General features: G+C 39.8%; 25 protein-coding genes. 14 read left to right on the top strand and 11 right to left on the bottom strand.

The window, feature by feature from the left end:
• Position 1: 1 nt before the first annotated feature.
• Positions 2-607, bottom strand: a complete 606-nt coding sequence (locus CVS89_RS04870; RefSeq protein ID WP_103613009.1) for a LysE/ArgO family amino acid transporter — start codon at positions 605-607, stop codon at positions 2-4.
• A gap of 151 nt (positions 608-758) precedes the next feature.
• Here CVS89_RS04870 and CVS89_RS04865 point away from each other — a divergent pair, with 151 nt between their 5' ends.
• Positions 759-2,399 (top strand): DNA polymerase III subunit gamma/tau, encoded by a 1,641-nt coding sequence (locus tag CVS89_RS04865; protein ID WP_107847857.1) that lies wholly within the window; start codon positions 759-761, stop codon positions 2,397-2,399.
• Here the strand turns inward: CVS89_RS04865 and ccoS are convergent.
• From ccoS to CVS89_RS04850, 3 genes are read right to left on the bottom strand one after another with little or no spacing between them, the layout of a single operon-like run.
• Positions 2,386-2,628 (bottom strand): cbb3-type cytochrome oxidase assembly protein CcoS, encoded by a 243-nt coding sequence (gene ccoS / locus CVS89_RS04860; protein ID WP_103582012.1) that lies wholly within the window; start codon positions 2,626-2,628, stop codon positions 2,386-2,388. The two genes, CVS89_RS04865 and ccoS, sit on opposite strands and share 14 nt — an antisense overlap.
• Positions 2,628-5,006, bottom strand: a complete 2,379-nt coding sequence (locus CVS89_RS04855; RefSeq protein WP_107847856.1) for a heavy metal translocating P-type ATPase — start codon at positions 5,004-5,006, stop codon at positions 2,628-2,630. The genes ccoS and CVS89_RS04855 overlap by 1 nt, the downstream gene beginning before the upstream one ends.
• Positions 5,003-5,623: a helix-turn-helix transcriptional regulator gene (locus tag CVS89_RS04850; protein WP_107847855.1), complete on the bottom strand. Its 621-nt coding sequence runs from the start codon at positions 5,621-5,623 to the stop codon at positions 5,003-5,005. Before CVS89_RS04850 ends, CVS89_RS04855 begins: the two co-directional genes overlap by 4 nt.
• Positions 5,624-5,769: 146 nt before the next feature.
• Here CVS89_RS04850 and CVS89_RS04845 point away from each other — a divergent pair, with 146 nt between their 5' ends.
• The 3 genes from CVS89_RS04845 (at position 5,770) to rho (ending at position 8,758) form a co-directional block, all read left to right on the top strand.
• The gene (locus CVS89_RS04845) at positions 5,770-6,153 is read left to right on the top strand and encodes a RidA family protein (protein ID WP_107847854.1); all 384 of its coding nucleotides are present in this window, start codon (positions 5,770-5,772) and stop codon (positions 6,151-6,153) included.
• An 11-nt stretch (positions 6,154-6,164) separates the two neighbouring features.
• Entirely contained in the window at positions 6,165-7,250 is a 1,086-nt protein-coding gene (locus CVS89_RS04840; protein WP_107847853.1) for a pyridoxal-phosphate dependent enzyme, read from the top strand.
• 164 nt (positions 7,251-7,414) lie between these two features.
• The gene (gene rho, locus CVS89_RS04835; RefSeq protein ID WP_009294026.1) at positions 7,415-8,758 is read left to right on the top strand and encodes a transcription termination factor Rho; all 1,344 of its coding nucleotides are present in this window, start codon (positions 7,415-7,417) and stop codon (positions 8,756-8,758) included.
• A 118-nt stretch (positions 8,759-8,876) separates the two neighbouring features.
• Here the strand turns inward: rho and CVS89_RS04830 are convergent, their stop codons facing one another.
• On the bottom strand, positions 8,877-9,089 hold the full coding sequence (locus CVS89_RS04830) for a transcriptional regulator (protein ID WP_103575997.1): 213 nt from the start codon (positions 9,087-9,089) through the stop codon (positions 8,877-8,879).
• A gap of 160 nt (positions 9,090-9,249) precedes the next feature.
• Between CVS89_RS04830 and CVS89_RS04825 the strand changes: the two genes are divergently transcribed.
• Complete coding sequence (locus CVS89_RS04825; RefSeq protein ID WP_107847852.1) at positions 9,250-9,849, top strand: outer membrane protein; 600 nt, start codon at positions 9,250-9,252, stop codon at positions 9,847-9,849.
• 67 nt (positions 9,850-9,916) lie between these two features.
• On the opposite strand, the gene CVS89_RS04820 is transcribed toward CVS89_RS04825, so the two are convergent.
• Both CVS89_RS04820 and nusA read right to left on the bottom strand, forming a co-directional pair.
• Positions 9,917-10,396 carry a GNAT family N-acetyltransferase gene (locus CVS89_RS04820; protein WP_107847851.1) on the bottom strand — a complete coding sequence of 160 codons (480 nt, stop codon included), beginning with the start codon at positions 10,394-10,396 and terminating at the stop codon, positions 9,917-9,919.
• Entirely contained in the window at positions 10,396-11,499 is a 1,104-nt protein-coding gene (nusA, locus tag CVS89_RS04815; RefSeq protein ID WP_107847850.1) for a transcription termination factor NusA, read from the bottom strand. The genes CVS89_RS04820 and nusA overlap by 1 nt, the downstream gene beginning before the upstream one ends.
• A 172-nt stretch (positions 11,500-11,671) precedes the next feature.
• Between nusA and CVS89_RS04810 the strand changes: the two genes are divergently transcribed.
• The 9 genes from CVS89_RS04810 to CVS89_RS04770 all read left to right on the top strand — a co-directional run bounded on the left by CVS89_RS04810 (position 11,672) and on the right by CVS89_RS04770 (position 18,485).
• Complete coding sequence (locus CVS89_RS04810; protein ID WP_002941786.1) at positions 11,672-11,914, top strand: HP0268 family nuclease; 243 nt, start codon at positions 11,672-11,674, stop codon at positions 11,912-11,914.
• Positions 11,914-13,215, top strand: coding sequence for a tRNA (N6-isopentenyl adenosine(37)-C2)-methylthiotransferase MiaB (gene miaB / locus CVS89_RS04805; RefSeq protein ID WP_107847849.1), 1,302 nt, complete (start codon positions 11,914-11,916; stop codon positions 13,213-13,215). Before CVS89_RS04810 ends, miaB begins: the two co-directional genes overlap by 1 nt.
• Positions 13,196-13,975 (top strand): lysophospholipid acyltransferase family protein, encoded by a 780-nt coding sequence (locus CVS89_RS04800; protein ID WP_107847848.1) that lies wholly within the window; start codon positions 13,196-13,198, stop codon positions 13,973-13,975. The genes miaB and CVS89_RS04800 overlap by 20 nt, the downstream gene beginning before the upstream one ends.
• Positions 13,965-14,411, top strand: coding sequence for a hypothetical protein (locus tag CVS89_RS04795; RefSeq protein WP_107847847.1), 447 nt, complete (start codon positions 13,965-13,967; stop codon positions 14,409-14,411). The genes CVS89_RS04800 and CVS89_RS04795 overlap by 11 nt, the downstream gene beginning before the upstream one ends.
• Before the next feature lie 60 nt (positions 14,412-14,471).
• Positions 14,472-15,476, top strand: a complete 1,005-nt coding sequence (locus CVS89_RS04790; protein WP_107847846.1) for a hypothetical protein — start codon at positions 14,472-14,474, stop codon at positions 15,474-15,476.
• Positions 15,473-15,994 carry a hypothetical protein gene (locus CVS89_RS04785; RefSeq protein WP_107847845.1) on the top strand — a complete coding sequence of 174 codons (522 nt, stop codon included), beginning with the start codon at positions 15,473-15,475 and terminating at the stop codon, positions 15,992-15,994. Before CVS89_RS04790 ends, CVS89_RS04785 begins: the two co-directional genes overlap by 4 nt.
• Positions 15,987-16,523: a hypothetical protein gene (locus tag CVS89_RS04780; protein ID WP_107847844.1), complete on the top strand. Its 537-nt coding sequence runs from the start codon at positions 15,987-15,989 to the stop codon at positions 16,521-16,523. Before CVS89_RS04785 ends, CVS89_RS04780 begins: the two co-directional genes overlap by 8 nt.
• A 95-nt stretch (positions 16,524-16,618) precedes the next feature.
• Positions 16,619-17,380, top strand: coding sequence for an acyl-CoA dehydratase activase (locus CVS89_RS04775; RefSeq protein ID WP_107847843.1), 762 nt, complete (start codon positions 16,619-16,621; stop codon positions 17,378-17,380).
• Positions 17,370-18,485 (top strand): double-cubane-cluster-containing anaerobic reductase, encoded by a 1,116-nt coding sequence (locus CVS89_RS04770; RefSeq protein WP_107847842.1) that lies wholly within the window; start codon positions 17,370-17,372, stop codon positions 18,483-18,485. Before CVS89_RS04775 ends, CVS89_RS04770 begins: the two co-directional genes overlap by 11 nt.
• Before the next feature lie 79 nt (positions 18,486-18,564).
• Here the strand turns inward: CVS89_RS04770 and CVS89_RS04765 are convergent, their stop codons facing one another.
• The 4 genes from CVS89_RS04765 to CVS89_RS04750 are packed head-to-tail and all read right to left on the bottom strand — an operon-like array spanning position 18,565 to position 21,525.
• Entirely contained in the window at positions 18,565-19,188 is a 624-nt protein-coding gene (locus CVS89_RS04765; RefSeq protein ID WP_107847841.1) for a tetratricopeptide repeat protein, read from the bottom strand.
• A 12-nt stretch (positions 19,189-19,200) separates the two neighbouring features.
• Positions 19,201-19,860, bottom strand: coding sequence for a tetratricopeptide repeat protein (locus CVS89_RS04760; RefSeq protein ID WP_103617490.1), 660 nt, complete (start codon positions 19,858-19,860; stop codon positions 19,201-19,203).
• Between the two features lie 10 nt (positions 19,861-19,870).
• Complete coding sequence (locus tag CVS89_RS04755) at positions 19,871-21,211, bottom strand: dihydrolipoyl dehydrogenase family protein (RefSeq protein ID WP_107847840.1); 1,341 nt, start codon at positions 21,209-21,211, stop codon at positions 19,871-19,873.
• A complete protein-coding gene (locus CVS89_RS04750) occupies positions 21,208-21,525 on the bottom strand; it encodes a hypothetical protein (protein WP_002941809.1) in 318 nt (105 codons plus the stop codon). Before CVS89_RS04750 ends, CVS89_RS04755 begins: the two co-directional genes overlap by 4 nt.
• Positions 21,526-21,594: the final 69 nt, after the last annotated feature.

Below are 21,594 nucleotides of genomic sequence, written 5' to 3'. Positions count from 1 at the left end.
TCTATACTTTAGTAAAAAGTAAACTAAAAGCGATTATAAGCATAATAATCCCAACAAAAATTTCTAAAATTTTCCATGAAATTTCTTTTGCAAAAACTGGAGCGAGAACTCTTGCTCCATATCCTAAAGAAAAGAAGAAAAATAGCGATGCAAGACTAGCGCCGATGCCAAAAATTATATTTTCATCTCCAAATTTTGTTGAAATAGATCCCATTAAAAGCATCGTATCAAGATAGACGTGAGGATTTAGCCAAGTAAAAGCAAGCGTCAAAAGCACTATTTTGCTAAATTTTGACTCGTATTGCACACTAGGAAGAAGGCTTTTGGGATTTTTAAATGCACTATACAAACTCTTTAGACTATAGACAAATAAAAAGATAAAGCCACCATATATGGCAACCTGTTTAAAAAGCTCAAATTTTTGTAGCACTTTTGCAAAACCAAAAACTCCAGCAAATATAAGCAAGGCATCACTAAATGCGCATATTAAGCAAACTGCGAAAACATGTTCCTTCTTTATACCCTGCTTCAAAACAAATGCATTTTGCGCGCCGATAGCCAATATTAAAGATAAACTTGTAAAAAATCCACTCCAAAATGCAGACATTTTCATCCTTTTTAAATTACCAATTATCTAAAATTTAACTAAAAGTAATCTAAAAGATCGAAAATTTTAACTATATGAAAAGGATAAATAATCATAAATTTATACCTTTTTTTATAAAATCCATAACTAAATAACAAAAAAGGATGTTCTCTTGCAAGCGCTAGCCTTAAAATATCGCCCTAAAAATTTTGACGAACTAATAGGTCAAGAAGCAGTTAGCAAAAGCCTAATACACGCACTTGACGAAGGTCGCATCAGTCATGCGTATCTATTTTCAGGGCTTAGAGGAAGCGGTAAAACATCGAGTGCTAGGATATTTTCAAAAGCACTAGTGTGCGAAAAAGGTCCTACTTCAAGGCCGTGTGAGGTGTGTCCGCAGTGCGTGATGGCAAATGAGTCACGCCACATGGATATCATCGAGATGGACGCAGCTAGTCACAGAAAGATCGACGACATAAGAGAGCTTATCGAGCAAACAAAATATGCCCCAGCAATGGCTAGATATAAAATTTTTATCATTGACGAGGTGCATATGCTCACAAAAGAGGCGTTTAATGCACTCTTAAAAACACTAGAAGAGCCGCCAAGCTACGTCAAATTTATCCTTGCAACAACCGATCCATTAAAACTGCCAACCACCGTACTTTCAAGGACGCAACATTTTAGATTTAAGCAAATAAGCAAATACAGCATCGTAAAACATTTAGAATTTATCCTCAGCAAAGAGGGCGTTAGCTACGAAAAAGAAGCACTTGAGATATTAGCAAGAAGTGGTGGAGGCTCACTAAGAGACACACTAACGCTGCTTGATCAAGCTATCATTTACGGAGCAAACAATGTCACGGCAAATGGTGTAGCATCTATGCTAGGTCTTCTTGATCCAGATAAGATCGAAGATATAATAACTCACATACTAAATCACGACAAAAACGCCATTAGAGTACTAACAACTGAGCTTGAGAGCTACGATCCAGAGATGATCATAGATGAAATTTTGGCAAATTTAAAACAAAAATTTGTAGAAAATGACTCCAGAATTTCTCTTCTAGTTTATGAGAGATTTTTCAGGATCCTGGCTAAGGCCAAAGGGATGCTAAATTTAAGCAGTGATAATGGCTTTGTACTAATGCTAATGCTTTTTATGATGATAGAGGCGCTAAATTTACAAAGCATCGATGATGCTATTGAAACAGTTATTTCAAAAAATGATGAAATTTCCACCCAAACTATACAAAATAGCACTCAAACTCCGCAAATCATTCCTGCTAAAAAACAAGGCCCATACGAGCTATTTCTGACAAAAATTTATGACCGAAACTATGATCTTGGTGAGTTTTTTAAAGAATTTGTAGATTTTAGCTTTTTTAACAACAACGAGCTTGGACTAATAGTAAAAGCAAAAGATGAAAATCTCGAATATTTTAAGAAAAACTGGAAAATACTAAATGAGATATTGCGTACGCTTTTTGGACAAAATGCAAAAATAGTAAATGCAAAAAATGACGAATCAAAAACACAAGTGCAAACACATAAGGAGCCACTTCCAAAAGATAGTGCAAGAAGCGAACTTGACGAGCTTGACACAGAAATTTCAAAGCTAAATGCCAATAAACCTGAAAGCACAAACGACTCAAAGACCGAGATAAAAAGTGAACCCAAAAGTCTAAAAAATGACTTTGCTTCGATGCTAAATACTGAGCCAAAAACACCAGAAGAGATACAAAAACAAAAAGAGCAAAGGATACTAAAAGAGGCCAATAGGCTTTTTGGCGAGCCAACTATTGAGAGTTAGCCTGCTCCTTTTTGCTAGCTTCTAGCCTCTTTTTTAGAGCCTCTTTTTTGCGAAGTTCAAGCGCATAAGCTTCATTTAGCGCGTCTTCGTCGTCTAAATTTGCTCCGTCTAAAAATTTGCGGTAGTCTTCAAACTGCCTATTTTTTATCCCCCAAAGCACGCCAAAAAGCAGGGCCGCCCCCATCAAAACCGAGATAAAAACAAGCATCGCAAGAGTCGTTGTATCCACTATTTGTCCTTAAATTTTCTAACTATAAAAAGCGAGTTTAGTATGACGCTTAGCGAGCTTGCCGACATGAAAAGCGCGGCAAATAGCGGCATGACGTAGCCACACACGGCAAATGGCAGGCTAAGGACGTTATAAAGCAGGCAAAAAAGTAAATTTTGCTTTATCGTTTTATAAGTAAATTTTGAAATTTTCACCGCTTTTGCAAGGCTTTGCAAGCTATCATCAAGTAGCACCACGTCGCTTTTCTCTAAGCTCACTGCAGCACCACTTCCCATGCAAATAGCCACGTGAGCAAGGCTAAGCGCGGCTGCGTCGTTTATGCCGTCTCCAACCATCAGCACCTTTTTGCCCTGCTGCTTAAGACCAGCTATAAATTTAGCCTTTTCATCAGGCAGCATCCCTGCTCCAAACTCGCTCACGCCAAGCTCATCTGCCACGTTTTTTACCACATTTTGCACGTCGCCACTTAGGATGCACACCTTCATGCCAGCACTCTTTAGTTCGTCCATCAAAGCCTTTGCCTCGGGCTTTACGCTATCTTTTAGGTAAAATTTAGCCACCAGCTCGCCATGCTTGCCCACAAAAAAGCTCACATTTTCTTCGCTCTCTTCAAATTTCACTCCATTTTCAGCCAAAAAGCGCCTGCTTCCAGCGACAAAACGCTCACTCAAAATATCAGCGCTAACTCCCTTTGCCACGCTTAAATTTGCATTTTCAAGCTCAACTTTTTTTGCGCCTTTTTGCTTTAAAAACTCAGCCACTGCCACGCTTATTTGGTGGTTTGAGATGAGGCAAAGCGAGTAAATTTTATCAATACTCACGTCCTCTTTTATAAAAAACTCGCCAACTTCAAATTTAGCCTTTGTAAGCGTTCCAGTCTTGTCAAATACTGCCACGTCGCACTTTGCAAGGCTTTCAAAAAATTTAGCCTCCTTAAAAAGCACCTTGTTTTTAAAGGCAACCCCAAGGGCGCAAACGCTGCTAACTGGCGTGGCAAGGGCAAGCGCACAAGGGCAAGCGATCACGATGACGCTAACAGCTGTCACTACCGCTTCTGAAAAGCTAAATTTAAAGTACCAAAACCAAAATGTAAAAAATGCCAGAGTTAGCACGCCAAGAGAGAATTTCGAGGCGATTTTATTGACTGCTAGCTCGATATTTGGCTTTTTTAGCTCTGCGTTTTGGAGCAAATTTATAAGCTTATTAAGATATGAGTTTTTAAAAATTTGCCTTGCCTCATAGACGATCTGCCCGTTTAGACAGACAACACCACTTTTTACCTCGCCCCCAGAGCTTAGCAAAAGTGGCAAAGTCTCACCTGTTAAGCTTGAGCTATCGATGCTTGCCTCACCACTAAGCACCACCCCATCAAGTAGCGCCCTCTCGCCTGATCTAAGCACGATCTTTTCGCCTAAATTTACATCTTTTGGCTCTTTTAAAATGTCCTTGCCATCCTCTAAAACGCACACCTTTGCAAGCAGCATATCGCTTAAGAAATTTGAGGTCTCAAGCGCCTTTTTCTTGCCTAAAATTTCTAAAAATTTACCGATAAAAACAAAGGTTATGATCATCGCAACCGAGTCAAAATAGCTCTCGCCACTTCTTGTAAGCATCGCAAATATCGAGTAGATATAGGTTATACTAGCCCCCGTGATAACGAGCAAGTCCATATTTGGCGAGGCGTTTTTAATGGCGATCTTCGCCCCCTTGAAAAACTCGCTGCCAGTGTAAAAAAGCACAGGCGTTGCCAGCACAAACTGCGCGAAGCTTAGCAGGTCCTTCACGTCGCTTCTGATGCCGCTAAAGTAGCCGCCATACTGCGCGATCGCCAGCCACATGATATTCATCGTGGCAAAGACGCCAACAAGCGCTTTTGCGTAGAAATTTCGCCTTTTTTTGACTAGCTCGTCCTCTTTTTGGCTCGCTGCGTAGGCCTTTGGAGTGTAGCCAACGGCGTAAATTTTCTCTATTATTTGCTCCACCAAAAGCTCTTGTTCGTCGTAAATGATGACTGCCTTTTGGCTAAGCGAGTTGATATTTACCTCCAAGATACCAGGTAGGCTAAAAAGCGCCTTTTCAAGCAGCCAGATGCACGCTGAGCAGGTGATGCCGTCAATTAGAAGCGAAATTTTAGAAAACTCGCCCTCTTTTGTCACTAGCTCGCTAAAATTTGCCGCTAAATTTTTGACATTTACGCCGCTACTTGCAGGATTTAGCGTGTTTTTGCCAAGTCGCTCATAAAACTCGCCAAGGCCACTTTCATTTAAAATTTCATAGACGCCTTTGCAGCCAACGCAACAAAACTTAAGCCCGCCTTTAGCCTCTATCATCGCGCTTTCATCAAAGCTTTGCTTGCAGTGAGCGCACCTACACTTCACGGGCGCTTCTTTTTAAGCTGGTCTAAATAGCCATATATCGTGATCTTTGAGACGTTTAGCTTGGCTGCCACGACCTCGATAGCGCCCTTTATGTTAAAAATGCCCTTTTCGTTCATAAAGCCCACGAGTTCTAGCTTTTGCTCCTTTTTGAGCTTTTTGCCCTCGTTTTTGGCGATGATCTTGTCGATCAAATTTAAGACGATCTGCATCACATCGTCGTTTTGCTCGCTTTTTGGCTCATTTTCGCTCGTTTTTAAGAAATTCCCAGCCATTTCAAAAAGGCTCTTTGCCACGCTAGCATCGACATTTACGCATATCGCTCCGATGATCTCGCCGTGCTCGTCTCTGATAAAGGCAGTTGAAGACTTCACTAGCTTTTCATCCTTGGTAAAAAAGTAGTTCGCCACATAGTCGTCTTTGAAATTCTTGCTATTTAAGACCTCACTTACAAGGTGGTCAAAGCTTTGTCCGACCTTTCTGCCAGTAACGTCGCCAGTTACATATACGACTGAGCGCTGCGGGTGAGAGAGATCGTGCAGGACGACTTCGCAAGCAAATGGCGAGCTTTTTTGTATGAGATTTGCCGTTGGGATAAATGCCTTTAATATAGGATGCATAAGGCGCCTTTTGTTTTTGTTTAAGTTTAGCCAAAATATTTTTAAATTTTCGATAAGAAAAATATAATTTTTTATGAAAATTTATGAAATTTAAGTGGTAATAATAATTTTTTATCTATAATTTTTTAAATTTTTAAGGAGAAAATATGAAAATTTATGAGACCGAAATTTCAAAAAAGAAAAAGGCTCACTACTCTTTAGCAACCGAGCACAACGGCATCCTCTACATCTCAGGACAGCTTAGTATGAACCCAGAGACCAGGCAAATTCCAGAGGGGCTAAAGGCGCAAACAAGGCAGGCTTTAAAAAACCTTGATAACGTGCTAAAACTGGCAAATGCGACAAGAAACGACATCTTGATGTGCCGCATCTATACGCCAGATATCGACTTTTGGGACGAGATAGACGACGAGTATGCGCTATTTTTTGGCGATCACAAGCCAGCTCGCGTCGTAGTGCCGACAAACAAACTTCACTTTGGCTGCCTGCTAGAGATCGAAGCTACAGCGATACTTGATAGAAAAATTTAAAAGGAGCAAAAATGCCTAAATTTATCTGCTCAAAGTGCGGCAAGAGCACAGATTTTGAGACGCCTATATTTGCGTGCGAGTGCGGTGGGCTATATGATCTGGAGTTTAAAGCGGCCAAATTTGATCTAAATTTGATCGATCAGTGCGAGTTTAGCCTCTTTAGATACCGCGAGTTTTTCCCTATCAAAAACGAGCTCTGGCGCGACATAAGCCTTGGCGAAGGGCTAACAAAGAGCGTGAAATTTGATGACTCGCTCTACCTCAAAATGGACTACGCGATGCCAACGCTCTCTTTTAAGGATAGAGGTGCTGTTATGCTTATTTGGTTTTGCAAAACTCATGGCATCAAAAAGATCTTGCAAGATAGCAGCGGAAACGCTGGAAACTCGGTCGCTGCATACGCTGCTAGAGCTGGCATAGAGTGTGAAATTTACGTCCCAAAAGGCACGAGCGAGAAAAAGATAAAGATGCTTGAGTACTACGGCGCAAAGGCGGTTGTCTTTGACGGCACACGCGATGAAACGGCAGATGCTTGCAGAAAAAGGGCAAAAGATGAGGGCATATTTTACGCAAACCACGTGTTTAACCCGCTTTTTTACCAAGGCACTAAAACATATATATATGAAATTTACGAGCAGCTTGGCTTTGTACCTGAAAATCTCTTTTTGCCAGTTGGCAACGGCACCTTGCTAATTGGCTGTGAGATAGCGCTAAATGAGCTATATGAGGCTGGAGTGATCAAAAAACTACCTAAAATTTTCATCGTTCAAAGTGAGAAGTGCGCGCCATTTTTAAGGGCAACAAGTGAGCCACTTGCGATCAAGCCAGAGCCAACTTTGGCTGAAGGCATAGCGATAGCAAAACCTGCTCGTGGCGCTGAGATATTAGCTAGCAGGTACGCAGGCGAGCGCGAGGTGATCACGATAAAAGAAGAGGATATTGAGCCAGCTAGAAATTTCCTAGCAAGCCGCGGCTTTTACGTCGAGCACACCACAGCAGCCATCTACGCGGCATACGCAAGCTACGCAAAATCACACAAGATAGAGGGCAGAAGCATCATCTCGATGTGCGGCGCTGGGCTAAAGAGCGAACACTAAATTTAAATTTGCAGGTCATTTTGCCTGCAAATTTGCCTATTTTAGCGACTTTGGTTGTGGTATTTCTTGACAACAAAGTTTTATTTTTATAAAATGCCAAAACTTTCAAAAAACTTTTGAAGCCCAGAATTCTGCAATCTTATCCCCGCATTTAAAGAGGAAAAATGGAAAACAACAACCAAACCGAGCAAAGTGCTGCTCAAAGCGCAAAAACTACAAAAAAACATCAAGCATCAAGAACCCACGTACCAGTCGACGGACACAAGATCGAAGAGCTAAGAACGCTTAGCTTAGACGAACTAGTGCAGATCGCAAATGGCGTTGGCGTCGAAAATCCACGCGAATTTCGCAGGCAGGATTTGATATTTGAGATACTAAAAACCCAGACAAAACAAGGCGGCTTTATACTATTTACTGGAATTTTAGAGATCACAAACGAGGGCTACGGCTTTTTAAGGGCCGTTGATGCAAATTTAAGCGACAGCTCAAACGATGCTTATGTTTCAAACTCGCAGATCCGTAAATTTGCACTTCGTGTGGGCGACATCATCACTGGCCAAGTAAGAGAGCCAAAAGATCAAGAAAAATACTACGCCCTTTTAAAGATCGAAGCGGTAAATTATATGCCTCTAGCAGACGCAAAAGAGAGGCCACTCTTTGACAACCTAACCCCACTTTTCCCAACTGAAAAGCTAAATTTAGAGTATGACCCGATGAAGCTAACAGGCCGTGTGCTCGACCTTTTCACGCCTATTGGCAAGGGTCAGCGTGGCCTCATCGTCGCACCTCCAAGAAGTGGTAAAACTGAGCTTATGAAAGAGCTAGCTCACGGCATCGCTAAAAACCACCCAGAAGCCCAGCTCATGGTGCTTCTTGTAGATGAAAGACCAGAAGAAGTTACAGATATGCAGCGCTGCGTAAAAGGCGAGGTATTTAGCTCGACATTTGACCTGCCAGCGCTTAACCACGTACGCGTAGCAGAGCTAGTCATCGAAAAGGCAAAACGTCTAGTTGAAATGGGCAAAGACGTCATCATCTTGCTTGATAGCATAACCCGTCTAGCACGCGCCTACAACACAGTGACCCCGCCAAGCGGCAAGGTGCTAACAGGCGGCGTGGACGCAAACGCACTTCACAAACCAAAACGCTTCTTTGGTGCAGCTAGAAACATAGAGCACGGCGGCTCACTAACCATCATAGCAACAGCACTTATCGACACTGGCTCACGTATGGATGAAGTGATATTTGAAGAGTTTAAAGGAACTGGAAACAGCGAAATCGTGCTTGACCGCAACATCTCAGACCGCAGAATTTACCCAGCTATCAACGTGCTAAAATCTGGCACCAGAAAAGAAGAGCTACTTCAAAAACCTGACGAGCTTCAAAAAATTTGGGCTATCCGCTCTGCGATCGCGACAATGGACGATGTCGAAGCGCTTAAATTCTTATACGCAAAAATGCTAAAAACAAAAGACAATAAAGAGCTTCTCTCTATCCTAAACGAGTAAATTTAACTGAGCTTGAAGCGCTTGCTTTGAGCTCAAATTTTTTCACTTAAAATATCTAGCCAAAAATATCTTAGAAATTTTAAATTTCAAGCACTTGCAATTATAAGAGAGATTACGATTATTTACTAAATTTTTCTATGTCTTGATTGATTAAATTTTCATATTCGCAAAGCTCGTTGCAAGTCTTCTTGCTCTGCTCGATAAGCTCGTCAAATTTAAATCCAAGCATCACGATACGATAAAGGTTGGGCTTGTGTTTTCGCCAGTTGTAAAGCGTTGCGACATCAACATCTAAATGATAAGCCATATCACGTTTTGTCATCTTACCCACTTTACACTCCTTCTTTTTGAGTGATTTTATAAATTTTATTCTGATAAGAAAACAATTGAATTATTTTATGTTTTTTATTAATTTCATTGAATATTTAAACTTTATTTAATATAAGAAAATTTAAAATAGCTGTGTAACATTTTTTAAATAAGGAGTAAAAATGAAAAATGTAGTTTTAAAGGTTGCTTTAGGCTTAAGCCTAGCTAGTGCCGCTGCTTTAGCGCAAGGAGCGTTTGTGGGATTTGAAGGAGATTATTCTTTTAATTCAAATTTAACAGCAAAAAGTGACAATGGCAAATCAAAAGCTAAAAAAGCACAACCCGGTCTTGGCATAAAAGCTGGTTATGACTTTGACGTAGCTAGAGTTTATGGTGCTTACATATATGACTTTCAAGCCAAAAAGTCACTTGGTGACGAAGATGGCACAATAATAAAATGGAAAACACATAAATTTATAGTTGGAGCTGACTACACTCCAAGCGTAGCAAAAGATCTTAAACTAGTTCTTGGTGGCTACACTGGTTTTTCAAAACTTAAAATGGATGTGTTTGACACACATGATGGCTCTGAAAAAGGCAACGCAACTGGCTGGATACTAGGTGCAAGAGTTGGTGCCGAATACTCTATCAACGAAAATAATGCGGTTGAGTTTGGTCTAAAAGCTGATAGAACCGACTACGGTAAGATCAATAAATTTAATTTAGTTGATATTAAAGAGACAAACGTCGGTCTTTATATGGGATATACATATAAATTTTAATCACCAGCAAGCTCAAATTTCAAAGCAAATTTGAGCTTTTAGCCAACTACCATACTTTAAAAATAAGCTATAAATTTAATAAATTTTCTAAATTTTCGCCGTCTAAGCGGTAGGTTCTCCACTCAAGAGATTGATTTTTAGCGCCCATGCTTTCATAAAATTTGATACTTGGCTCATTCCAGTTTAGACAGCACCACTCAAGCCTTTTTAAATTTTCATCCTTGCAAATTTGAGCTAGAAATTTAAAAAAAGCCTTGCCGATGCCTTGATTTCTAAACTCTTTTTTGACATAAATGTCCTCAAGATAGATCCCGCCAAGCCCTAAAAATGTAGAAAATGTGTAAAAATAGATAGCATATCCTATCGCCCTGCCCTCACTCTCGCATATAAGGGCTTTTGCGTGATTTTTATTAAAGATGGAGTCTGTAAAAATTTCATTTGTAAAAGTGACTTGATCACTCATCTTTTCATAGCTAGCAAGCTCTCTTACAAGCTCACAGATCACGTCTATATCAGCTCTCGTTGCTTTTCTTATTTGAAATTTCATTAGTTATCACCAAAGAGTGCTTTTAGATCCTTGACCATTTCGCCATTTTCGCCGCTGCTGCTAGTTTTTGAACCAAGCTCGTTTAGCTCGATCTCATAGCCAGTTAGCATGCTTGCAAGGCGGATATTTATGCCGTTTTTGCCGATCGCCTTACTCTTTTGCTCGCTCGCAAGTGTCACGATCGCCTTGTTTTCTTCGATCTTTACAGATGTGATGATCGCAGGTGCCATAGCGCGAGCTACCAAGATCGCTGGCTCGGTGGTGTATTCGATCGCATCGATGCTCTCACCGTGAAGCTCTTTGCTTACGGCATTTATCCTAACGCCCTTTGTGCCGACAGTTGCGCCGACTGGATCGATGTTTGGAGTGGTCGAGATGAGCGCTACTTTAGCCCTTTCGCCAGGGATCCTTGCACTTCCTTGGATGATGATGCCACCATCTTTTATCTCTGGTACTTCTGAAGTCAGCAGTGCTTCAAGAAATTTAGGCGAAGTCCTTGAAAGCTCAACCTTTATGCCTAAATTTTTATCTGTAAAAACTTTTCTAATGACCGCTTTTACCACTTCGCCAACTTTAAATTTCTCGCCTTTTATGCGGTTTTTACGTGGCAAGATGGCACGAAGCTCGTCTATCTCGATAAATGTGTTTTCATCGTTATCGACCCTGACAACTGGACCAAAGACCATGTGACCGCTCATCTCATTATATTTTTGTAAAATTTTCTCTTCGACTAGGCGCTGGATGTGATACTCAAGCTCTTTGTGAAGCGTTTGAGCTGCGGTTCTGCCAAGGTTATCAAGGCTTAGTTCGTAAGTTAGCTCATCGCCGATCTCTACGCCACTATCTATCTTTTTAGCCTCTTTTAAGCTTAAAAAGTGCTCATTGTCTTCAGCAAGCCTCTCATCGTCGTTTGCTACGATTGAAATTTTTTGATAAAGCTTTAAATTTTTATTAGCATCGATGCTCACGTCATACTCATAATTTTCGCCATAAACTCTTTTTGCAGTGTTTATCAAGGCTCTTATGACGCGCTCTTTTACATCTTCTATCTCTAAATTTTTCTCATTTGCAATTGACTCGATGATATCTGAAATTCTTTCCATTTTTTCTCCATTGTGACGATAAATTTCGGGGATTTTTCGTGAAGTTTTGAAATTATACATAAGCCATACTTTTAATAACATTAAGCTTGTTATTAACTTTTATTTAATCCTTTTTTTATGATGATTTGGGTATATTGACCGATTAAAATTTAAGATTTTGAAAGGATTAAAAATGGAGCTAAAACTTGCAAGAGCCGAATTAGACGCAAAACCAAAAACGATTTCACTAGAAAAGATAGAGGCAGCTGTCGAAAAAGAGGGTCAGAAAATTTTCTATTTTGATAAAGAAAACACGCACAAACAACTAATCGCCTTAGTCGAGCACTTTGAAGAAAAAGGGCTAAGCGTTTATCACAGAACCGTTAAATACGGCCTTGATGATAGCGATTATATGTATGAAGTGCATATACTTTAATGAGTAAAAAACTCTTCATCCAAACTCTAGGTTGTGCTATGAATGTTCGTGACAGCGAGCATATCATAGCCGAGCTCTCACAAAAAGAAGACTACTCCTTAACACAAAACATCGAAGAAGCTGATTTAATCCTTATAAATACCTGCTCAGTTCGTGAAAAGCCAGTTCATAAGCTCTTTAGCGAGGTTGGAGCCTTTGAAAAAGCCAAAAAAAGAGGCGCTAAAATAGGCGTTTGCGGCTGCACTGCAAGCCATTTGGGTAGTGAAATTTTCAAGCGCGCACCTTATGTTGATTTTGTCCTTGGCGCAAGAAATGTTAGCAAGATCACAAAGGCTGTAAATACGCCTAAATTTATTTCAACCGACATCAATCACGACGAGAGCGAATATGCATTTGGCGAATTTAGAGGCTCGCCATACAAAAGCCACATCAACATCTCAATCGGCTGCGATAAAAAATGCACCTACTGCATCGTCCCGCACACCAGAGGCGATGAAATCTCCATCCCCTCAAGCCTCATCCTAAAAGAGGTAGAAAAGGCCGCAAAAAGCGGTGCAAAAGAGATATTTTTACTAGGGCAAAATGTCAATAACTACGGCAAAAGATTTTCAGGTGTGCAAGAAAATATCGATTTTAGCGACCTGCTAGTAAAGATAAGCGAGATAGATGGCGTTGAGAGGATAAGATTTACAAGCCCGCACCCGCTTCACATGGATGATAAATTTCTTGAAATTTTCACAAATAACCCAAAAATTTGCAAATCTATGCACATGCCACTTCAAAGCGGAAACACCAAAGTTTTGCGTGAGATGAAGCGCGGATACACAAAAGAGTGGTTTTTAGACCGCGCGCTAAGACTTAGAAAAATGTGCCCAGATGTGAGCATCTCAACTGATATCATCGTCGCATTTCCAGGCGAGAGCGACAATGAATTTGAAGATACGATGGACGTGCTTGAGCAAGTTAGGTTTGAGCAAATTTTTAGCTTTAAGTATTCGCCTCGTCCGCTCACAAAAGCAGCTACTTTTACAAATCAAATAGATGATAAAACCGCCTCAGAAAGGCTCACGCGTCTGCAAAATCGCCACAGCGAAATTTTAGACGAGATCGTGGCGGCGCAAAAAGATAAAATTTTTGATGTATATTTTGAAGAGCTAAGGGCAAATGGCGGCGTTGCTGGGCGAAGTTTTAACAACTTTTTAGTTCAAGTTGATGGCAGCGAAGAGCTTCTTGGCACTACGCAAAAAGTAAAGATCACAAATCCAAAACGAATGGTTTTGTATGGCGAGCTGCAAATTTAAAAACACCCTTGAAAAGGTCGCCCTAAATGCTGGCGTCTTTTTCATCTACATTTTGATGTGGCTCATTTTTCTAACCTGCAAAAAGAGCTACACTCCAAATTTCTTGCCACAAAATGGCTGCGTTGTCGTCTTTTGGCACGGCAGACTTAGCTTTATGAGCTTTGCTTACAGACGCTGGTGGAGCAGTCAAAACAGAAAACAAGGCAAGGTGATAATAAGCGACCACAAAGATGGCGAGCTAATCACCAGAATAATCAAATTTTTTGGCATCGGCACCATTAGAGGCAGTAGCTCAAAAGGCGGCGCAAGGGCGCTCATAGAAGCCCTAAGAGAGATAAAGCAAGGCCACGACGTCATCATCACACCAGATGGCCCACGCGGTCCAAGACACAGCGTCGCAGACGGAGCTGCGGTGATCGCGCAAAAGTCGTCTTGCGAAATTTATGCTCTAAATTTCGAAGCAAACTCGTTTTGGGAGTTTAAAAGCTGGGACAAGATGATACTTCCAAAGCCATTTTCAACTATAAATTTTAGTCTCTCAGCTCCTTTTAGCGTGGCAAATTTAGAGCAAAAAGAGGCAAAAGAAAAGATACAAAACGAGCTTTGGCAAGCCTCGCAAAACGACGGTGGCAAGAGCGTGCTACAAAACAAACAGGACTTTAGGTCAAATTTAAAAATTTGGTGGAAAAAATATGCGCACAAAAATCCGCAAATAAGCGATGAGATAAGAGAAATTTTGGACGAAATTTATGAAAAATAAAATTTCTATCTTTATAGCCATTTTTATAGTAGCTTTGTTTGGGCTCTTTTTTTACAGCGACAACTCCTATAAGCTCGCTCTTGAAGCGAAATTTTACTACGAGAGCAAAGAGTATGAAAAGGCTATAAATTTAAGCCAAAAAGCTCTTGATCTTGATGCCTACAACAAAATGGCCACCACCACGCTTAATCAAAGCAAGGCAGCTATAAAATTTAGCTCATACATAAAAAACGGCAAAGAGTATCTTGAACGCATCAAAAAAATGAGCCAAAATGGTGTCAGTAAGGCTGATAATGAGCGCATCAAAATGATGTGTGATGTGATGATAGAGGATTTTGAAAGCCTAAGAAATTCTGCACTGCTTGATGAGGAGCTAAAAAGCGAAGCTCTGAAGATAAAAGAGGCGTTTGCAAAACTAAAAAACGAGCTGTTTTAAACTTATTTAATCCCTTTTTAGCTAACATATCAAAAATAATGCACTAAATTTAGGAGAGTTATGTCTTTTAGCATCAAAAAGCTTTTTTCAAACCTTTTTTTAAGCGCCGTGATCGAGGACAATGAGTGCGTTTTTTACGGTCAGGTCTTTAGAAATGGCAAGCTTATAAAAACCATAAATGCTAAATTTACAGACATAAGCATCGAAAATGTCGATGAAAAAGTTTTAAAATATATAGAAGAGCAAGAAAAGGCCTATTTTGGCGTCTATGTTTCGCTCTTTTTTAACGACGACTCGCAAGGTGCGCTGCCTACTGCTAACTTTGACGAGTACAATAAATTTAACATCAACACGCAAAATTTAACCAGCCTTGTGATGCAAGATAGCTGGAGCATATATGCAAATTTAAATGCTATAAGAAGATATAAAAACCTCTTTGGACAAGGTAGCGTCGATCTTATCTACTCGCCTATTGCCCTGCTCTTTCACGAGCTTTTAAAGCGTGGAATTTCGCCAAAAACCACGCTATATCTCTACATCCACTCGCACTCTTTTGCGCTTGCGATATTTAAAGATAAGCAGATGAAGCTCTCGACGTTTTTAAATATGAGTGACGCTGAAGAGGGCAACGAAGAGATCGAAAGCCTAAAAGAAGAGGATATAACAGATATCGACAACCTCATCGTCAAAGAAGAAGATGGCGCAACTGTGCTTGATGATTTTAAGAGTTTGGATGATTTTTTAAGCGATGATAAACCAAAAGAATTTGAAGATCTAAACTACGAGCTAAACATGCCAGCTTCGACCAATGTCGAGAAGTCAGTAGCGATCTTTGGGCGCGATATGAAGATGTTTGACTACATTGCAAAGGCCATGAAAGAATTTTATGAAAATCCAATCTACGGCGGCGATTTTATCGAGCAGATCATCGTTTTTGAAAACACAAAGACGAGTGCGACATTTTTACAATACCTGCAGTCTGAGCTATTTGTGGAGACATCAAGCTATCCGATCAACACAAATCACATCATGAATGAGATCATGCAAGAAGAGATAACACTATGAAATTTAGCTTCATCACTCCAGAACCAAGACCGCTTCTATCTATCTTTAGTAAGCTCTGGCTAAGCCTCATTGGCTTTGTTTTTGTGGTGCTTTTGGTGGCAAATTTCTTTATCGTTTATAAAAACTACTCAACTAAAAAAAATATAGAATTTCTAGCAAACGAGCAAAAAGAGCTTAGCCAAAAGATAGTCGCTACGGATGAAATTTCAGCCAAACTTGCCGTGCAGATAGACTCTGCAAACGACATCTTTACGTCAAATTCTATCCTAAAGCAAAGCTTGCACAATCTCTTTGACCTTGTGCCTGATAGCATCACGCTTGAAGAGGTCTTTATGGACAAAAACTCGCTCATCATCCGCGGTATAACGCCAACAAAGGATGTCTTTAACCAGCTCTTGGCCTCGCCGCTAAGGTCGATTTTCACCACGTCAAACACTAGCTTTTATCAGAGCAAAAACGGCTGGTACGGCTTTATAAGCACAAATAAGATTGATAATTCTGAGGGATATAATGAGTAAAAAAGATACGAGCTTAGAAAAAATCGACCCAGTAAAGCTTTTACTTTTTATATTTGCTTTTATCATAGTTTGCTTCATTATGATATTTGGCTTTATCGTGCCAAATATAAAAGAATTTAAAAGCCTCTCAAGACAAAACTACTCGCAAACCTCATCATACACGAAGGTAAAAAATGAATTTGAAGCTAAATTTAAAGCACTTGAGGCGACAAGACAAAAGGACGGCGCTATCATCTTGGCTTATGATACAGCTTTTGATAAAGATAAATTTATAAATTTTGCATCACAATTTTTTAGCGAAGTGAGCCTTAGCAAGATAGAAGAAGGCGAGAATAACGCAACTGAGAAGTTCTTTAGATACCGTCTAAACGTCACTAGCTCACTAAAAACCCCACAAAAATTTTATGACTTTTTAGATGCGCTTAGCAGCTATGATAACATCATAAAAGCCGAATTTCCTATCGTCATGAAAGGCGAAAACGACAAGATCCACACAACCTTTAACATAAAAGTTTTTGGATTGAAGTAAGAAGCTTCAAATTTTATTTAATAAAAAGCTACAAATGGATAATATTTCTCCCAAGTTCTGAGTTACAGAAATCACATTTTTATGGACATAAATTTATGTATTTTATCGGCATCGATATAGGTTCAACATCTACAAAAGTAGCAATACTAGATAATCAAGATATTTTTTGTGATCTATTTTTATTGCCAAGTGGTTTTAGTGCCATAAAAATTGCACGCGATATAAAAGAAATTTTAGAACAAAAAGGCTATCAAGATGCCTTAATCGCTGCTACTGGATATGGAAGGGTAAGTGTAAAATACGCAAATGTTAGTGCAAGCGAGATACTTTGCCACGGACTTGGAGCTCATTATTTATTTAAACCAGACTGCACAGTTATAGATGTCGGCGGACAAGATACAAAAGCCATTAAAATAGAAAATGGAAAACCAACTGATTTTATAATGAACGACAAATGCTCGGCTGGCACAGGAAAATTTTTAGAGATTAGTGCAAATAGACTTGGACTTGACCTAAATGAAATTTACAAAATAGCATGCAAAAACCCAAATATAAAAATTAGTTCAACTTGTACGGTATTTGCGGAAAGCGAGATAGTATCGCTTAGCGCAAATGGTGCTAAACAAGGCGAAATAGCATATGCAATAGTAGAGTCATCGGCACACAAGGTGGCTTCGCTTATAAAAAGACTAGAAAATAAATTCTACTTCCTAAGTGGTGGCCTTAGCAATGTTTCTCTTTTTAAAGAACTTCTATCCTCGCATCTATACTCAGAAATTTACACTGATAAAAATGCTATATATTGTGGTGCTATTGGTGCTGCAATAATAGCAAAAAGGAAAAAATATGAAATATGATTTCATTGAACTAAAAAAGAGAAATTCTCTAGCACTACTAGACTTAAAAGCTAAAGGCAAAAGCATAGTTGGCACATTTTGTACATACTCTCCAAAAGAGCTGATTTATGCTGCTGGTGCCGTACCAATCAGTCTTTGTGCCTACGATGAAAGTCCTATAAATGCTGCTCACGCCGAACTTCCACGAAATCTTTGTCCACTTATAAAAGCAAGCTACGGATATGCCGTGACCAAAAAATGTCCATATATGAATGCTAGCGATATTATCATAGGAGAGACTACTTGTGATGGCAAAAAGAAGATGTATGAGCTTCTTGCAAAGCATAAAGAAGTGCATGTCTTAGAACTTCCGAACATGACAAATAAACGTAGTTTAGAGCTTTGGATAGATGAGATGAGGGATTTTAAAGATTATCTTGAAAAACATCTTGATGCAAAAATAACAGACGAAAAGCTAAAAGAGACAATAGAAATTTTTAATGAAGAAAGAGATGTGCTAAATAAACTTATGGATCTAGCCAAACTCGATCCGAGTCCTATTAGTGGTAGCGAGATGCACCAAGTGCTATTTGCAAGTGATTTTATATATGACAAAAAAGAAAAGATAAAAATGCTTTGTTCATACATAGAAGCTTTAAAACAAAAAGATATGTCTAAGGCAAAGCATAAAAAGCGCATTATCATTACCGGATGTCCAAGTGGTGGAGTATATGAAAAGGTAATAAAACAAATAGAGGAACTTGGTGCAGATGTTGTAGCCTTTGAAAACTGCACAGGAACTAAAAATCTTAAAAATAATATAAGCACACAAGGTGATCTTATAGAAAATATCGCCAAACGCTACTTAAAGATACCCTGTTCTGTGATGTACAAAAACGACGCGAGATCTGATGTTATTAAAAATTTTATTACAGAATATAAAGCAGATGGCGTAATAGACATCGTTCTAAGCGGCTGTCACACTTATGCAATAGAAACAAACAAGATAAAAGAAGCCAGCAAAGAAGCTGGCGCAAGCTATATGAGCCTTGAGACTGACTACTCCAAACAAGATGTTGGTCAGATTCGTACACGTTTAGAGGCCTTTTTAGAATTTCTCGATTAAAAGATCAATTTTTTAAAGGCTCAAAAAAAGAGCCTTTGTTGATTTATCGCAAATTTTTAGAGCAACTTTTCGACTAGCATTATCTTTTATCCACGCATTTGCCAAATTGGCAGGCTCTTTTGTAAAGTGCATCTGCCTTTGTTTCATCGCCGCTTAGCTTTGCAAGCAAGAAGCACGACTGCGCATACTCAAGCTCGCAGCTCTTTGCCAAAAGCTTTAAAACTCTAGCCTCAGCCTTGGTTCTATCTATCTTATGAGTTTTTAAATTTTCGCTTTCGATGTAAGATTTTAGTCCCATTGCCTCGTTGTAGCAGCCAACGCCATCGCCACTATCGCAAGCTAGTTTATAAAGCTTTAGAGCCTTTTCTATGTCTTTTTGCTCATCAACTAGCCCTTGCTCATAAATTTGACCCAAATTTGAGCAAGCAGTTGCAAGCCCAGCATTGCAAGCCTTTTCGTAGTAGCCTTTTGCCTTTACAAAGTCCTTTTCATTGCTAAAATTTACAGCTAGGTTGTTGCAGTCGACGCTATTTCCGCTCTCGCAGTTTTGTACCATCTTCTCTTTTTCGAGCTCAAGACGCTCCGCCCTAGCCTCCTCATCACTTTGCCAAAAGCCAAAGCTAACCATCTTTTGCCACGACCAACAGCCACTTAACATAAAGCTAGCAGCTACGATAAGTCCAAAATTTAAAACTTTTTTCACTTATTTTCCTACTTACATGCCAAGCTTTGCGCCAAGCCTTTTCATCTGTGGGCACGCCTTGTTTAGGCCACGAAAGCAAGCGACTTTGTAAATCCCATAAGCTCTCTTTTCGTCCTTGTTCATGCCAAGACCTAGCTCATACATCGCGCCGATATTTGCGCAGCTTGGGAGATCTCCAGCGTTGCAAGCGTTTGTGTAGGCTTCCATCGCTAGATAGTAGTCTTGTTTTACGATCTCACCCTTGCGGTAGGCGTTGCCTAGATGATAGCAAGCTTGCACACCGCCACTATTGCAGCTATCTTTGTAAATTTCGACCGCTTTTTTTGGATCTTTTTTTACGCCAAGACCGTTTTCATAGAGCGTGCCAAGGTTTGAGCAAGCAAGCTGCACCTTCGCATCGCAAGCTTTTTTGTAGTTTGCGTAGGCATTGTCATACTCTTTCATAAGCTCAAAATTTACACCCAAATCGTTGCAAGCTTCAGCATCGCCGCTCTCGCACTTTGGTGTTAAAAGATCGATCGCATTTTTTGAAATTTGCTCTTTGTTTTGCACCACCTTTTCGTCCTTTGGCTGCTGCCATGAGTCATCTTGCTTTGGCGTCTCTCCGATGCCGATGACGTTTAAGCAACCTGCAAAAAATAGAGCAGTTAAAAGTAGTAGATATTTTTTCATTTTTATCCTTTTAGTATTGTCCAAACAAGTCATTTAGGGCTTCGCTGATGCTTGGATGAGTGAAAATTTGGTTTTTAAAGAAATTTGCATCTGCTTTTAAATTCATCGCGATCGCGATCTCATTTATGATCTCATTTGCGTAGATGCAGTGAAAGCTTGCCCCCAAAATTTCGCCACTACTAGCTTCAACGATCGCTTTTAGCATGCCCACATCGTGGTTTAGCACCTTCGCTCCTGGCACTGCTGCCATGCTAAGTTTTAGCTCCTTGAAATTTAGCCCAAGCTTGCTAGCTTCTTTTGCATTTACGCCAACTCTTGCTAGCGGAGTGTCGGTAAATAGCACGTTTGCATGGATACTTCTGTTTTGTGTGGTGCGTTTTTTGTCGCCAAAAATTTGCGAGAAAACTATCCTAAAATCATCCAAACTAGTGTAGGTAAAAAGCTCTCCGCCGCGCACGTCGCCCACTGCGTAGATGTTTGGCACATTTGTTTGAAGGCGCTCATTTGTCTTTATAAAGCCTTTTTCATTTAGCTCAACACCAGCTGCTTTTAAATTTAGGTCATCTAAATTTGCTACTCTGCCAAGCGCTACTAAGAACGCATCTGCCTTGATGAGCCTATCTTCATTATCTTGTTTGAAATTTAGCGCATTATCTTTTAGGCTCTCTATCTCGCAGCCCTCTAAAATTTCGATGCCTTGCACGTTTAGCGCATCTTTTACGCTTTTAGCTATGTCTTCATCTTCGTTTTTTAGAAGTGGTGAGCGTCCAACGATGGTCACTTTTGAGCCAAAATTTGCAAACATCGATGCAAACTCGATACCGATAAATCCGCTGCCAACGATGACAAGATGCTTTGGCATAGTTTTTAGATCGAGCAAGGTTTTGCTTGAAAAGACGTTTGAGTTTGTTATCTCAAATGGCGCATACGCCTCTTTTGAGCCAGTGTTTATTATGATAAACTCGCCTTCAACGACTTTTTGCTCGCCGTTTGAGGTTGTAACTAGGACGCTATTTTTATCTTTAAACGAGCCAACGCCATCGATCACGTCGATATTTTCTTTATCATTTAGCATCGCATAGTTTTTAGAATTTAAAGCTGAGATTAGCTTATTTTTGTTTTCGATGCTAAGCGTGTAATACTCGTTTTCAACGCTATTATCTGCATATATTGCCTCTTTTGCAGCTGTGATTAGACGTTTTGTCGGTATGCAACCCACGTTTATGCAAGTGCCTCCATACATCTTCGGCGATCTCTCGATTAGCGCGACCTTTTTGCCAAGCGCAGCAGCCTTTACAGCTAGCGTCTTGCCAGCCTTACCAAATCCAATAATAACAATGTCATATTTCATTTAATTTTTCCCATTATGTAGTATGTAGTTTCGTTTATCTTTTTGATATCCATTTTGTATTTATTTGCCCAGCTTTTGATGATCTCATCAACACGCTCTTTTATCTCTTTGACGGTTGCAACGTTTTTTATCTTTAGCCTATCCTCACTCCCGCTCATCGCTACAAAGCAAAGGTGTGGCTTTAGATGATCGTTTAGCTCGATCACACTCTTTGGCAAAAGGCCGTCAGTGTTATTTAAAATTCTACGCATATGCTCAGTGGTCGTTTCATCTATGTTGTAGCCAAGCTGTGTCAAAAGTGCGTTATGATCCATATCGTTCCTTTTTGCTTAAATTTGCGATCATTATAAGATAAAATTCGATAAAATCGCCTAAATTTTCAA

Origin of the sequence: Campylobacter concisus (assembly GCF_003048615.2) — a bacterium.
Taxonomy (GTDB): Bacteria; Campylobacterota; Campylobacteria; order Campylobacterales; family Campylobacteraceae; genus Campylobacter_A; species Campylobacter_A concisus_C.
Note: the sequence above shows the minus strand (reverse complement) of the source record. Positions and strands in the feature narration are given on the sequence as shown.

Excerpts from the sequence above, each read along its gene's own strand:
- nusA (WP_107847850.1), bottom strand. The coding sequence starts at position 11,499 with ATGGAAAGAATTTCAGATATCATCGAGTCAATTGCAAATGAGAAAAAT.
- CVS89_RS04800 (WP_107847848.1), top strand. The coding sequence starts at position 13,196 with ATGGCGAGCTGCAAATTTAAAAACACCCTTGAAAAGGTCGCCCTAAAT.
- CVS89_RS04760 (WP_103617490.1), bottom strand. The coding sequence starts at position 19,860 with ATGAAAAAATATCTACTACTTTTAACTGCTCTATTTTTTGCAGGTTGC.
- CVS89_RS04750 (WP_002941809.1), bottom strand. The coding sequence starts at position 21,525 with ATGGATCATAACGCACTTTTGACACAGCTTGGCTACAACATAGATGAA.
- CVS89_RS04820 (WP_107847851.1), bottom strand. The coding sequence starts at position 10,396 with ATGAAATTTCAAATAAGAAAAGCAACGAGAGCTGATATAGACGTGATC.
- miaB (WP_107847849.1), top strand. The coding sequence starts at position 11,914 with ATGAGTAAAAAACTCTTCATCCAAACTCTAGGTTGTGCTATGAATGTT.
- CVS89_RS04790 (WP_107847846.1), top strand. The coding sequence starts at position 14,472 with ATGTCTTTTAGCATCAAAAAGCTTTTTTCAAACCTTTTTTTAAGCGCC.
- CVS89_RS04840 (WP_107847853.1), top strand. The coding sequence starts at position 6,165 with ATGCCTAAATTTATCTGCTCAAAGTGCGGCAAGAGCACAGATTTTGAG.
- rho (WP_009294026.1), top strand. The coding sequence starts at position 7,415 with ATGGAAAACAACAACCAAACCGAGCAAAGTGCTGCTCAAAGCGCAAAA.
- CVS89_RS04775 (WP_107847843.1), top strand. The coding sequence starts at position 16,619 with ATGTATTTTATCGGCATCGATATAGGTTCAACATCTACAAAAGTAGCA.
- CVS89_RS04845 (WP_107847854.1), top strand. The coding sequence starts at position 5,770 with ATGAAAATTTATGAGACCGAAATTTCAAAAAAGAAAAAGGCTCACTAC.
- CVS89_RS04870 (WP_103613009.1), bottom strand. The coding sequence starts at position 607 with ATGTCTGCATTTTGGAGTGGATTTTTTACAAGTTTATCTTTAATATTG.
- CVS89_RS04770 (WP_107847842.1), top strand. The coding sequence starts at position 17,370 with ATGAAATATGATTTCATTGAACTAAAAAAGAGAAATTCTCTAGCACTA.
- CVS89_RS04795 (WP_107847847.1), top strand. The coding sequence starts at position 13,965 with ATGAAAAATAAAATTTCTATCTTTATAGCCATTTTTATAGTAGCTTTG.
- CVS89_RS04810 (WP_002941786.1), top strand. The coding sequence starts at position 11,672 with ATGGAGCTAAAACTTGCAAGAGCCGAATTAGACGCAAAACCAAAAACG.
- CVS89_RS04780 (WP_107847844.1), top strand. The coding sequence starts at position 15,987 with ATGAGTAAAAAAGATACGAGCTTAGAAAAAATCGACCCAGTAAAGCTT.
- CVS89_RS04850 (WP_107847855.1), bottom strand. The coding sequence starts at position 5,623 with ATGCATCCTATATTAAAGGCATTTATCCCAACGGCAAATCTCATACAA.
- CVS89_RS04755 (WP_107847840.1), bottom strand. The coding sequence starts at position 21,211 with ATGAAATATGACATTGTTATTATTGGATTTGGTAAGGCTGGCAAGACG.
- CVS89_RS04785 (WP_107847845.1), top strand. The coding sequence starts at position 15,473 with ATGAAATTTAGCTTCATCACTCCAGAACCAAGACCGCTTCTATCTATC.
- CVS89_RS04825 (WP_107847852.1), top strand. The coding sequence starts at position 9,250 with ATGAAAAATGTAGTTTTAAAGGTTGCTTTAGGCTTAAGCCTAGCTAGT.